This is a genomic window from Sphingobium sp. AS12 (genome assembly GCF_019097845.1).
Lineage (GTDB): Bacteria > Pseudomonadota > Alphaproteobacteria > Sphingomonadales > Sphingomonadaceae > Sphingobium.
This window is the reverse complement of sequence record NZ_JAHRGM010000046.1, coordinates 103,642-116,098: the sequence shown is the minus strand read 5'-3', so window position 1 is coordinate 116,098 and position 12,457 is coordinate 103,642. Positions and strand designations below refer to the sequence as shown.

The following is a 12,457-nucleotide window of genomic DNA, read 5'->3' as shown; positions in this document are numbered from 1 at the left end:
GAGATCAGTCCTCGTCAGACGAGGGGCGCGTCATAGACGGGGTCGCAAGCGGGCTCGCCCGGATAGCGGCCATCGAGATCGCACAGCAACACTTGCAGGACCGTGTAGCGTTCGTGACCGAGATAGCGGTTCGCGAGGAGGGTATAGCGCCATTTGGCGGCCGGACCCGTCAGCCGAATGCGGACAGGGTAGCGCCCGCCGAGGCTGACGTCGCCTTCGAGTGGCGCGCGCGCGGCGCGCATCCGCCGGCCGAGTTCGTTCAGGATCGGCCCCATGATGCGCGGCATGAAATTGCCGACGATCAGCAGTTCGGGCAGCCCGAGGTTGGCGTTGCCGATCGTATAGGCAAAGCCCGGGTTTTCGTCGTCGGGAAAGATTGCAAAGAGATGCTGGCCATCGCGGTCGATATTGTTCTGGATGGCACGCATCATTTCGTGGTCGGAGAGCATGGCGAACTCCTCATCGTCTGGTGGATTGAACCGAGCGGCGCGCTCAGGCGGCGCAGCTCAGCGCCTCGTCGAGCAGCTGATCGGTCGTTTCGATCTCGATCATGTTTGCATGGATGAGGCACCATCCGCCGCCGAACGCGCCGTCGCGCGCCCGATCGCAAAGCGTCGCCCACGCGAAGCCAATAGGGTGGGAGGCGAGCGACGCAATGCAGCAGCGCTGGATGAGATTTGCGACCGCATCGGGCTGGAAGTTCGAAAGTCCGGCGATCCGCGCGTTGCAGAAGCCTGATTCATCGGGCTGGTCGGTGATTAGGTGGGCGCCCGAGGCCGGGAAGCGTGGGTCGGCGAAGGTGGCGCGAAAGCCGCTCCACAGATCGCGCTCCGTCGGAGGAAAGGCAGCAAGAAACGCGGCAGAGGGTTCCCTGGGTGGGATGCGATAGAGGTATAGATCGTCGCTCGCTTCGAAGGCTTCCCGCAACAGGGACAGTTCGGCCTCGGTGCAGCGGAATGTGAAACAAGCTTTGGTGAAGTGGTTGGCCATGATGGTCTCCATCGGCAGGCGGTCGAAGTTCGCTGGGGTGGATGAGTGCTGAAGAGGGCGGAATCAGTCCGCGGGTTCCGGCACGAACTGGACCTCGATCTCGTTCCGGCGCAGTTGGACCGAGACGGCGCGGCCGTCTGGAACGATCCACGCGACGTTGTCGGCGAGAACGCAACGCAGCCTCGCGAGCACGGCTTCGTCGTCGCCGAGCAGGAAGCGGGTCGCTTGTTCGAGCGCATCGACGCGAAACCGATCGAACTGGGTCTGCCAGCTATCGAGGTTGCGATCGTCCGAAGAGCAGAAGCAGCAGTCGGTGAGGAGATCGGCAAGATCGTCGGGCGTGATCTGCGAACTCGCCGATACATAGATGTCGGCTTCCTCGAAGTCATATTGCTCCCAGGCGTCATAGTGGATCGCGACATCGGCGGGGATTGTGACGACATGCTCGCGGCCATCTTCGTGCAACGTGACGGCGAGCTGGATAGAGTCGACCTGGCCCTCATCCATCTCGGGCCCCGCATGGAGGGACAGCAGTGCAACTTCATCGCCACGCGTAAGGCGAAAGGAGAGATCGGCGACGCGCGGCAGGGCGTCATACCAATCATACCCCTCGAAGGCGGGTTTCTCATCGGCGAGACGGCCGGCAAATCGCCCGTCCGCTTGAAACGCCCGGTCCGCGCAGGGTGCGATCGCAGGACGAAAGTCGGGCATGAGGATTGCGTTGGATGCCTGCGCGATGATGTGCGTGCCCCTGCCCGTATCGGGATCCGCCGTCGCTGGTGTCCAGGCGGTAAGACGGGCCTCCGCCGCCGGTAGCGCGATCCCTGCATCCCGCGCTTCGGCCCAGTCGGAAAATGCGAGGGTGTGCGGTCCGCTCGCGGCGATCGCCCGGAAGATGACGTGGCGGCAGGCCAGTTTGAGCGCGTCCAGCGCGCTGTTCTGGACCATCTCCTTGCGCGCCGGGAGCACGAGCTGAAGTTGCGGCGCATCGACGATGTCGACCAGTGCTTCCCAGCTGCGGTTGCCGTCGGCTTCCGCGACCCGCGCGAGGACGCAAGGAACGGTCAGTCCGTGGAAGTTGATCGTGCGGCTCACTTGACGGTGGAAGCCCCCCTCGACGATGCCGATGCGGACGCCCTGCCATTCCTCGACATATATGGCGTCCGCAAGCCAGTTGACGCGGCTCAGCTCTTCGCCGTCCAGATGCAACGGCAGGGGATAGAATCGCGCGACGTTGCGCGCGACAGGCAGGAGACTCTTGTTCCATGCGTCCGGCAGATCGATCAGAATCTCGGTCCCGCGATCAATAGCGAACGGCTCGACGGACAGCGCGCGCCTTCCCTCCCAGGCATCGGCGGGAATGGTCAATCGCCAGCCTGCGTCGGCGCCGTGGGAATAGGATCGGATTTCGACATGGTGACCGGCAAGCGAGAAAACGCCCATGCCCGCCGGATCCTCGCGGGCGGCGATCTCGCTCGACCAGCCGGACCGCCCGAGCGTCACGAGGGTCCCGGGATCGTCGATGCCGCATCCATCGTCGCGCACGGCAAGCACGGGCTGGCCAGCGCGATCCCGGTTCTCGAGAAAGACGCAGGTTGCGCCGGCCCGGCGGGCATTTTGCACAAGCTCGTTGAGAATGTCGTCGATAGAGCCGTTGAAAAGCCGGCCCACACGTTGGATCGCATCAGGGCTGACGGAGGGACGGACGGAAGTTGGAAGCATCATGGCTGTTATCCTGCTGATCAACGGTGAAGCGCGTCACAACGCCACTCCCCCCTCTTCTGTCGGGCGCGCGGGCAGCGACTGGACCGCCCGCCCGTGAGGGCGGGGGGCGCAATCGGGCAAGCTCGTCACCATGTTGTCGGCTAGTAGAAGACCGGCAGTGCGTCGGTGATGTCGCCATCAGGTCCGGGGAGCAGATAGGCTGCGTCGTGCTCGCGGGCGAAGCGCAGGACTGCATCAAGATCGTCGGGCAGGTCGCCGGAAACGAACGACCGGGCGGTCGGGACGAACCAGCCGAGTGGCGTGTCCGTCACCATCAGCGGACGGGCTTGCGCATCTGTTTCGGTCCATTCGAGAAGATTGTGGCAGGTGCCCGGGCTGAGGTGGCGGTTGCTCAAGGGCAAGACCCGTCCGGCCATCAGCAATGCCCGATCAGCCAGTCGCTCGGGGGCGAGCGGTTCCACCTGCGTCGAGAGATACGTGTCGGGGTGGCGGTTGAAATATTCGCGGACGACGGTCTCGTCGTCGAGCGAGGCGTGATCCTGCTGGTGGTTGATCTCCGGCCAATGCTCGCGGCAGAATTCGGCCAACTGGCCCGTGAGCGAGGGGCGGCTCGGTGCAAGAAAGTAGTCCACGCCGTCGCAGTGGTCGATCGACGCGAAATGAACGTCGATCGACCAGGGGACCGGCCAGGCCATGAAGTGCTCCGCGGCGGCGTCGATTTCGTCGATGAGGGCATGGCGCGTCTGGTTGTCGAGATCGCCCGGTGATTCGAGGGCCGTGACGACGCGGGCAAGAAGGGCGAGATGGCGCGTGGATGTGAGCTGGGTCATGACAGTGCTCCATTCGGATGGGGTCGTGGATCAAGCCGGGAGGTTGGCGGCCTCGGCGGGGAAGGCGGCGAGCAGGTTCGCGCGCATGGCGGCGTGGCATTCCGTGTCCGGAAATTGCCCGAGCGTGAGAATTGCTGCGCGGATCGCGGCTGCGATCGACGAATGCACCGTGTGGACGATTGAGCTGCGGTCGCCATAGACGAACGGTTCGGTGAACCCTGCCTCGTGCCAGCGCCCAGGCCCTTCGTCTTCGAGACGCAGGACATAGGCGGTGGCCTCCGGGTTGGCGGGATCGAAGCGGGCTTCAAGGTCGTAGTAGCAGCCGAAGTCGTGCGGATTGGATCGCACCTTGATCGCGACGCTATCGGGCGGTGGTCCGAACATCGCGACAAGCGCGGCGCGATGGATTGCACACTCTAGCCGTGCGATCCGGTCGAAGTCGGGCGTTTGCCCCAACTGCGCGCAATTCTCTTCGTGCGGGACGGGTCCGATGCTGATGCTGGTCCAGTTCATGGGAAACTCCTTGCCGGTCGCGTCATTGCGACCGCCAATCCCTCACCCCCTCCCCTCTCGAATATGCGCGGGCGCTTTGCGCCCTGACGAGGGCGAGGAGAGGATCCTGCGCAAAGAGGTGGGAGGATCAGCGCTGCTGCATGTGTGGGTGCAATCTGGCCTCCACGACGCCGCGATTGGCGGGGTGGTGCTCGGACGGCGATACGCGATTGTCATAGATGGGCTGCGTGTCCGGACCCCACGAGCCGAGTGGCCAGATGCGGCCATTGTAGCTGATGCGGGCGACCGGCACGTCGTCCAGGTGAATTGCGGCTTCGGGAAATCCACTGGCGCCAAGACCTGACGCCTCTCGCCGCGATGAGTAGCGCCGCGAGGCGTCTGCCCAGTCCCTCGCGGAGAGGTCGGGATGGCCACACTGCTTGATGATCATCGGGAGCTTTGTCCTGCTTCGCCGGTTCGGTCTTAGACATCTGGCGATATGGCCAGCATAGACAGCGACGGCCGCCCAATAGGCAGCCAGCGGCGGTTTGCGCGTGTCCCAGGATTTCTCGGCTCGTGCGCGCGCATCGCGTTGCAAGTCGTATAGCAGGACGGCCAGAACCGCCCGGCTGTTCGGATCGAGTGCCTGCATGGCGCGGATCGACGGCAAAGTGAGGATCGGATTGCGGACCTCGGCGCGCGTGGACCGCGCGCTCATGTTGCGGGTGTCCGCGATCGCGCATTCTCGTCCAGCAACCGCTTATTGTCCTCATCGAGCATCGTGATCGCTTCGGCGGGCGATACGCCGACGATGCCGGCTCCATCGCGTGCATGGCATGCGGCCTCCACGATGGCTGACAGCCGGTCACGCTCTTGCATGAGGGAGAAGTGGGTCGTGCGACCCTCAGCCTTATGGTTCGCGTCATAGCTGCACCAGTGGCTAAATTCGGGATCGTCGGCCTCGTCGACCAGATAACCGATTACCTCTTTGGCATAGTCGGCGCCCATCACGGCGTCCGAGTTGGGAATCAGGCGAACAGCGAAGCCATTCTCGAAGAGCACGCCATCGGCCTTCTTCATCGCATCCCGATGATCTTCGGCATCAACGGCGATCTGGACGCAAACGGTGGCGTAGATGTGAACATGGCGGGGTCTCATCGCGCGGTCTCCTCCACTCGCACCCGAAACGATGAACCATCGTCGAGGGTCAGGAGGATCTCGTAGCCGTCATCGTCTCCGGCACAGGAGAGCCGCTCGATGTCGGCTCGCGTCCCATGCTGTTCGGAGGTGATATGCGGGGGTCGATCGTGTGGCTGGCCGGGGCCGGACTCGCACGCGAGCATGTGTGTTTCGATCAGTTCGCAGATCATCGCGGCGATCGAGCCAAGCTGTGTCGTCATGCATGCCTCCCGCTCGTATCGGCGCGCGCGGCGAGGAACGCGGCCAGGCATGTGGTGTCGTCGAGGGCGTCCGCGCCAGAAAGGCAGGCGCGCGCGAGCCGGCTCCAGGCGGTCAGTTCGAGATGTGTGCCCGGGAGCCGATAGTGCGGTATCTCGGCAGTGGTGAGGCCCCCACTGGGGGCACGGCCAGGGCCCCCGCGGCGAGCTGCGCGTCGGGATCGAATGAGAAAATGGTAGCGGCATCATATTCCGCCTCGCTGAGCATGACGACGAGATCGGGCAGATGGGGAATGAGGCGGTATCCCTCGTCGATATTCGGGTGCGGTGAGATCGTTGGAACAGGCATGTGGGGAGAGCCTTTCTTGGAAGGCAGTCGAGCAAGAGCGCGCCCGCTGCCGGTGGGCAGGTCTGTCGTTCGGAGGTTGGCGAAAGGGGGTGCCGCTTTGCGATCGCAGCAGTGGGGTGCGATCCGGGCTGCGGACCGGACGAGGTCAGGCAGGGTTGATGATGTTCACGATGAGCGGGAGTTTGGCGTCGATCTCCTCGTCGGTCAGGTCATCGAGAAGCTTGAGGACGGTGCCGGCGCCTCGCTGATGAACCAGGATCGTGCGTTTGCCGCGCTGTTCCCTCGGCCAAGCATCGGGGTTCGCCTCCCCGGCAATACCGCGATAGTCGGGATGTGTTCGTTCCCAGATCGCCTCCAGCTTCGCGTCGCGCGTCAAAATCCCGATCGGGGCATGCTCTTGCTCGACGATCGCGGCACGCATCGCTTCTGTGCTGCCGTGAATGCTCAGGTCGCAGTATCCGTGAAAACATCGGCGCGTGCCGCGAACGACGATTTCGAAGAGGACGGAGGCGATCGAACCGGCCTTGGGTTCGGACATGACGAACATGCCCGGCTGCATATATGCCGGCGGCATGAGGTCGAGCATCGCATCATGTTCGGCTTGCGGAAGCTCGAACCAGCGCCCGGCATAGGCTCTGCCGGATGCGAGGTCTTCCGTCGAGCAATCGGGCGGGGCCTTGAGCAGCTCGTGGATTTCGTCGCGGATGGCGACGCGGTCGAGTATTTTCCGGAATCGCGGATGTTCGGGCATGGCTGGGACTCCCGGCGGACATGCTCGCATCGCTCCAATTGGCGGAGCGATGGTCGGCGATGAAGGGATGATTGGAGACCGCTGAACTCGCGGGTCAGCTGCAAGTTCGAAGGGCGATGATTTCCTCATATTCGCGCGGGCTTTCGCGGCGCAGGAATTCGAGGGCGAGCTTGTGCAGAGCGTAACCTTGTCCCGCCCGCTTGAGCACATGGAGCTGCGCGTCCTGGTCGGTTTCGAAAGACGACGCATCGAATGGGCTTCGACCGATGCCGCCCGCATTGTCGATTTTCTGCAGCTGAAAGGGGCGGTCGCCCTCCTTGTTCAGGATCGAGCTGGCTACCTCGAAGATATTCCATCCATCCCCGTCGGCGGTCAGGCTGAGTTCCGATGGCCAATGGGTGGTCTCGGGTGGCTTGTTTCTCATGGGGGTAGCTCCTTTCTGCGAGCAGGTGTGGGGCGCGATGGATCGCGATGACCTGGGTGATTGGCCGCGCCAGCGCTGGCTGGGGGTGAGCATGGTGACGATCTCCCCGGGATCGCCGCATCCCTCCCCCTCCCCTTTTCGTGGCCCGACCGGGCCTGGCGCACGGTCGGCTGCCGCGGAAAGAGCGGAAAGAGCAGCGCCTGATGGTTTGATGGCCTCAGCGGCCGCCTGGCTGCGGACAGGTGAGAATTTGTTCAGGCCAAGGCCCGAAGCTCGGCCAGGGCTAGGAACGCCGAAGCGTCTTCTCGGCCGGGTCTCGATATGGGGAGAGCGCTTCTGAGGCCGATTAAGCCGCTTGCGGCAACAGCTTGCCTTCGTTGCTTTCACGCTCGGCCAAGGGCGCTTCCTGGTCGTTTCCCGCTTCGAATTCGCCCTTGGTCATCGCCAACTCGGCGTCGAGTTCGGCGAGTTCCCGGAGCTTGTCTTCAAGGGTTGCCGCGTCGGGGAATTCTTGCCCGAGACGCGCTTCGAAGGCCGGGAGGCGTCGTTCATTGGCTTCCAGATCGGCCCTGACGTTGGCGAGATCAGTGTCGAGATTGCGAATGGAGGTCTCGACCCGACCGACCACAGTGCTCCCTCGCGTCTTCTCGGTAATTCTGAACTCGCGGTTTTCGCCATTGTGAAGCATGGTGATGATGGTCGAGATGCAGCGGTCGCCTTCGTCATCCCTTCCGTCGTGGCCCGAGAGTTCGAGGTCGATGCCGTTGAAGCTGCCGAGCAACAGGCGAGCCGGCGTCCCGCGCGCGCGTATCTGTTCGGCCTGTCGGAGGATGCGTTCGCCGACGGCTTTGCGATCGGTGATGATCGCGCTCCCCGAATTGAACATCACCTCATCGCCGTGCGAGGAAATACGCCGAGCTATGTCGGATTCCAGCCAGGTAATCTGCCTGTGGCAGCTCTCGATTGCCTCCGACGTTCGCCTGATCGTCCTGCGGATATTATACTGATCGTCGGTGTGGGCGTCGCGAAGGCGCTGGAGCCTTGCAACCTCGGCATCTAGGCCAGCTTTCTTCATCAGGCGTTCGTCACCCGATGCGAGTGCCTTGGCCAAGGCGAACTGATTGACGTTGGAGCCGACGTCCTCAATCCGCCGGATGGAGCGGTCGCCGGACATGGCCATATTGATAAAGCGCGCCTTGCGCTCGAGCATCTGCCAGTTGGTCGCATCCATCGAGCCGCTGGTGGCGTAGCCGTAAAGTTCGATTTCGTTGTTCTGGTTGCCCTGACGTTCGATGCGCCCTTCGCGCTGCTCGATATCGGAAGGCAGCCAGGGGACATCGAGATGATGCATGGCGATCAGGCGCTGCTGCGCGTTGGCCCCCGTGCCCATCATGGCGGTCGAGCCGACAGCGAAGCTCTTGCGCCCCTGATTGAGGTCATTGAACAGACGCTGCTTCGCGCTGTGCTTCTTATAGTGCTGGATGAACGCGATCTGGTCGGCGGGAACACCCATCTCGATCAGTCTTTCGCGGATCCAGACGTAGGCGGAGAAGCCCCGCGTTTCGAGTGCGGCCTCGGTGCCGAGATCGGAGAAGATCATCTGCACGGCGCCGGGAAGCGGATAGGGTCTCCCGGTCTCCGGGTTCGTGTATCGGTAGTCGCGCGTCTCTGCCCAGATGCGGAAGGCGTTCTCAATCAGGAGATTGAGCTTGTTGCCCTCCTCGTTGCCCATCATCGGATCGACGAAGCGCAGATCGATCGCGGAGTGCCTGCCGTCGGTGATCACCGAGAGGAGGATGTCGTCGCCCTTTTGCGGGCGTCCGCTGCGGCTCTCGATCGCCTTGATGCGCTGGGCGAGCGTCTTCTGATAGGCTTTGAAGGGCGCGCCCGACTTAGCGACGACGATCTGCCGCTTTCCGCCCTTGATGGTCGGCAACCGGACATATTGACGCAAGTCGTCCTTCAGCACGACGTCGGCAACGGTGCGGTACATCGCCATCAGGTCGGCGACGTTCACGAATTCGGAGAAGCGCGTCACCGGCTTGTAGCTGCCGCTCGGCTGTAGTTCGAGTTCGGTCCGCGTATCGCCGAAGTTGGATGCCCAGGCGTCGAACTCGTGCAGGCCCTTTGCGTAGAGTTCGTCATGCTGCAGGTAGCGTTGCAACGTGTACATCTCGCCCAGGGTGTTGGTGATGGGCGTGCCCGACGAAAGGATAAGCTCGCGTCCGGGATTGATGCCGGCGAGATAGCGGCTCTTCACGAACAGGTCCCAGGCGCGCTGGGAACCCGACGGATCGATGCCTTTGAGGTCGCCGAGATTGGTCGAGAAAGTGAGTTTGCGGAACTGCTGGGCTTCGTCGACAAGTATCTGGTCGATACCGATCTCGCCGATATGGACGAGGTCGTCTTTGCGCGATTGCAGGTTCTCGAGCCTCCGCTTCAGCCCTTCCTTCAGCCGCTCGACACGCTTGCGCGAGACGCGGTCGTCGCCGTCGATGTTCGAGATCAGCGTTTCGTAGCTGGCCATCTGGTCTTCGATGATTCCGCGCTCGAACGCCGTCGGGGTCGGGATGAACTTGAACGCGTCATGGGTGATGATGATCGCGTCCCAGCTGCCGGTCGTTGCGCGCGCGAGGAACCGCTGACGCTTCTCGCGCACGAAGTTGGTATCGTCCGCGACAAGGATCTGCGCGGTCGGGTAGAGCATGAGAAATTCGCGCGCGATCTGGGCGAGGCAATGGTTCGGCACCGCGATCATCGGCTTGTTGGCAAGGCCGAGACGGCGCTGCTCCATCACGGCAGCGCAAAGGCTGAAGGTTTTTCCGGCACCGACCGAATGGGCGACATAGGTCGAGCCCGCGGACACGATCCGCCAGATGACGCGCTTCTGATGCTCGCGCATCCGGATTGTGGTCGATGCGCCCGGCAGTTGTAGATGCTTGCCGTTGAAGGACCGGGGCACGAGGTTGTTGTAGGCATCGTTATAGATGCGCACGAGCCGGTCGGCGCGCTCGCTCTCCTGCCAGACCCAGGTCTCGAAGGCCGACTTGATGGTTGCGAGCTTCTCTTTGGCCGCTTCGGTGTCGGTCGTGTTGAGTTCGCGGCGCTCCGAGCCGTCCGCTTCGTGGATGACATCGTAGATCTTGGGGATGCTGGAGTTGAGGGCGTCTTCGAGCAAGTCTGCGGCGCCGCGGCGCGCCGTGCCCCAGGTCGAAGTGGAACTGACGTGTCCTTGGAACGGGATCTTGTCGACCGTCCAACTCGCCAGCTCCACGGTATGATAGATGCGGGTGGTGACCTCCATGGTCTCGGCGATGAATGCTTCGATGACGTCCGTCGGAATCCAGGGCGCGCCTAGCCGCGCGGTGATCTCGCTCGGCCTGAGATCGACCGGCTGGACCGCCTCGAGCGCGGTCGCGGTCGCATTGAAGCGCGTATCGGCTTCGGCCTTATCGCGCGCCAAGGCGAGCTTGGTTCGGACAGGACCCGAAAGGGCCTCGTCGGCGGGCACCCAGTTGTCGAAATTCGGTGTGCTGCGGATGGGGTCGAGATAGATATCGTCGGCAAGATCGGCGATCGCCTCCGCCTCGGTCACGCCGAGCAGGCTGGCAATCAGGGCGATGTCGACGCGGCCGCGCTCATGCAGCGAGAGCGCCAGCGCATCCTGCGCCGAGTGAATTTCTTGTGTAACCGGCGGCTTGACGACGCGCTCGGTGAAGATCGGGCCGGGCGAGCCGGCATCGTTCTGCTCGTCGTAATTCTCGATCGAGGCAACCAGCCAGACGTCGGGATCGTCGAGGAACGGCTGAAGGTTCGGGCGGCGCTGAAACTCCTTTTCGGCGGCGGTTTCCGGATCGGTGCGGATGCTGGTGACGGTCCGGTTGATCGGCCCGTGCTTATTGGTGAACTGCTTGTAGTGGGTGAGCAGCTTCTCTTGGAGCCCGGCATAGGGCTGGTCATTGAGCTGCGCGCGCAGGATCGCGCGAACCGTATCGCGGATCGGAATGAGCGCTTTGATGATATTGGCGTGCTTGGGAAAGAGGCCGGCCCCTCCCCTGCCCGATTTCACCCCGACCCTTGTCGCGGCACCGCCCACGATCTGGTGCAGGATGCCGTCCGATACGAGATAGCTGCCTTCCTTGAATGCGGCCTCGTCGGCAGCGGTGCCGATATCGTGGTTCTGGGTGACGTCGATCCGTTCGCGCAGGGGTGTCGTGCGCTCGGCCGCGCGAAAAACGCCTGCGTGTTTGGATGCGATCGCCGACAAGGTGGCCACGAGCATCGTGGGAAGGTCGATGTCCGGCGCTGCGGCGCAGGAATATTCCATGCCGAACTGCCCACTTCGCCATTCATGCGTGCCCAGCACATGATCGGGGTTGTCGAGGAAGTAGCTGTTGATCCGCAGCGGCCCGAAGCCTTCGTCGCTATCGGGGACGTCGGCCAGGTCGATCCAGTTGGACGTTCGCCAGAGAGCCCCGGGCGCGCGCTTCTGGAAGAGAAGGATATCGACGACGACATCGGTGCCCGCCTCTTCCTTCATCGCCTTGCTGGGAAGGCGGACGGCGCCGAGGAAATCGGCGATGCTGTCGATATGGAGGCGGGCTTTGGGATCACTCTTGTCCAGCGAGTATCGTGATGTCACGAACAGGGCGATGCCGCCGGGCCGAAGCTGGTCGATCGACTTTGCGATGAAGAAGTCGTGAAGCGACAAGCCGAGCCGGCCAAGCGCGGTCTTGTCGTGGATGGTGAGGTTCGAGAACGGTGGATTGCCGATTGCCAGGTCGAAGTCGCGCGGCAGCGATGCCTTGTCGAAGTCGAGGCAGCGAATGAGCTGGTTGGGATAAAGGGCTTTGGCGACGCGAGCGGTGACAGGGTCGTTCTCGATGCCGACGAACAGCGTGTCGCTCGCCAGATAGTCTGGTCGCAACCCCATGAAGAGGCCGCTGCCGCAGCCCGGCTCAAGAACCTGGCCACCGTCGAAGCCGAGGATGCGGGCGGCCTCCCACATGGCGCGGATGATGTATTCGGGTGTGTAGTGGGCATATTGTGTTGCCCGCATCAGCGACTGGAGTTCAGCAGCGGCCGTTTCGGCGACCAGGCCCTGCCCCAGTTCTTCCCAGCCCTCACGATATTCGTTCCCGCGTCGCGCGAAGATGTTGTTGGCAAGCTCGGACGCCCCGAAGCCGATGAACTTCGCAATGAGCGCTTGCTCGGCGGCTGTCGCCGGGCGCTGCTCGCGATCGAGGAGGTTCAGGAGCCTGATCGCCTCGATATTGTCGTGCGCCCTCTCCTTCCACGAGGATGCGAGGTTTCGTCCCGCGGCGAAGCAAAAATCGACCAGTTCGGCGGACGCTGGTGTCGGGTCTACTATCGTGGGCGGTGGAAGTAGCGGAAGTTCCGGGCTATTGGAGGAACTGCGAGGTTCGACCGGTGCGGCGGGCTGATCGAAGTCGAGGCACAGCTGGAGAGCCAGCGCGGATGCACTGTTTCGCATGGGAT

At 63.2% G+C, this 12,457-nt stretch carries 12 protein-coding genes; all 12 read right to left on the bottom strand.

Annotated elements, in window-relative coordinates; genetic code table 11:
• Positions 1 to 14: 14 nt before the first annotated feature.
• Entirely contained in the window at positions 15 to 449 is a 435-nt protein-coding gene (locus tag KRZ98_RS16960; RefSeq protein WP_217674615.1) for a DUF4262 domain-containing protein, read from the bottom strand.
• Positions 450 to 492: 43 nt separating this feature from the next.
• Positions 493 to 990 (bottom strand): hypothetical protein, encoded by a 498-nt coding sequence (locus KRZ98_RS16955; protein WP_217674614.1) that lies wholly within the window; start codon positions 988 to 990, stop codon positions 493 to 495.
• 63 nt (positions 991 to 1,053) lie between these two features.
• Complete coding sequence (locus tag KRZ98_RS16950; protein WP_217674613.1) at positions 1,054 to 2,715, bottom strand: ATP-binding protein; 1,662 nt, start codon at positions 2,713 to 2,715, stop codon at positions 1,054 to 1,056.
• A 140-nt stretch (positions 2,716 to 2,855) separates the two neighbouring features.
• Entirely contained in the window at positions 2,856 to 3,545 is a 690-nt protein-coding gene (locus tag KRZ98_RS16945) for a hypothetical protein (protein ID WP_217674612.1), read from the bottom strand.
• A 30-nt stretch (positions 3,546 to 3,575) separates the two neighbouring features.
• Positions 3,576 to 4,058, bottom strand: a complete 483-nt coding sequence (locus tag KRZ98_RS16940) for a hypothetical protein (RefSeq protein ID WP_217674611.1) — start codon at positions 4,056 to 4,058, stop codon at positions 3,576 to 3,578.
• Between the two features lie 127 nt (positions 4,059 to 4,185).
• Positions 4,186 to 4,755, bottom strand: a complete 570-nt coding sequence (locus KRZ98_RS24220; protein ID WP_254798589.1) for a hypothetical protein — start codon at positions 4,753 to 4,755, stop codon at positions 4,186 to 4,188.
• On the bottom strand, positions 4,752 to 5,195 hold the full coding sequence (locus KRZ98_RS16930) for a hypothetical protein (RefSeq protein WP_217674610.1): 444 nt from the start codon (positions 5,193 to 5,195) through the stop codon (positions 4,752 to 4,754). The genes KRZ98_RS24220 and KRZ98_RS16930 overlap by 4 nt, the downstream gene beginning before the upstream one ends.
• Complete coding sequence (locus KRZ98_RS16925) at positions 5,192 to 5,437, bottom strand: hypothetical protein (RefSeq protein ID WP_217674609.1); 246 nt, start codon at positions 5,435 to 5,437, stop codon at positions 5,192 to 5,194. Before KRZ98_RS16925 ends, KRZ98_RS16930 begins: the two co-directional genes overlap by 4 nt.
• A 112-nt stretch (positions 5,438 to 5,549) precedes the next feature.
• Complete coding sequence (locus KRZ98_RS16920) at positions 5,550 to 5,783, bottom strand: hypothetical protein (protein WP_217674608.1); 234 nt, start codon at positions 5,781 to 5,783, stop codon at positions 5,550 to 5,552.
• A 145-nt stretch (positions 5,784 to 5,928) separates the two neighbouring features.
• Positions 5,929 to 6,534, bottom strand: coding sequence for a DUF1419 domain-containing protein (locus tag KRZ98_RS16915; protein ID WP_217674607.1), 606 nt, complete (start codon positions 6,532 to 6,534; stop codon positions 5,929 to 5,931).
• 94 nt (positions 6,535 to 6,628) lie between these two features.
• Positions 6,629 to 7,051, bottom strand: coding sequence for a hypothetical protein (locus KRZ98_RS16910; protein WP_217674606.1), 423 nt, complete (start codon positions 7,049 to 7,051; stop codon positions 6,629 to 6,631).
• Positions 7,052 to 7,304: 253 nt separating this feature from the next.
• On the bottom strand, positions 7,305 to 12,452 hold the full coding sequence (locus KRZ98_RS16905; RefSeq protein ID WP_217674605.1) for a lactate dehydrogenase: 5,148 nt from the start codon (positions 12,450 to 12,452) through the stop codon (positions 7,305 to 7,307).
• Positions 12,453 to 12,457: the final 5 nt, after the last annotated feature.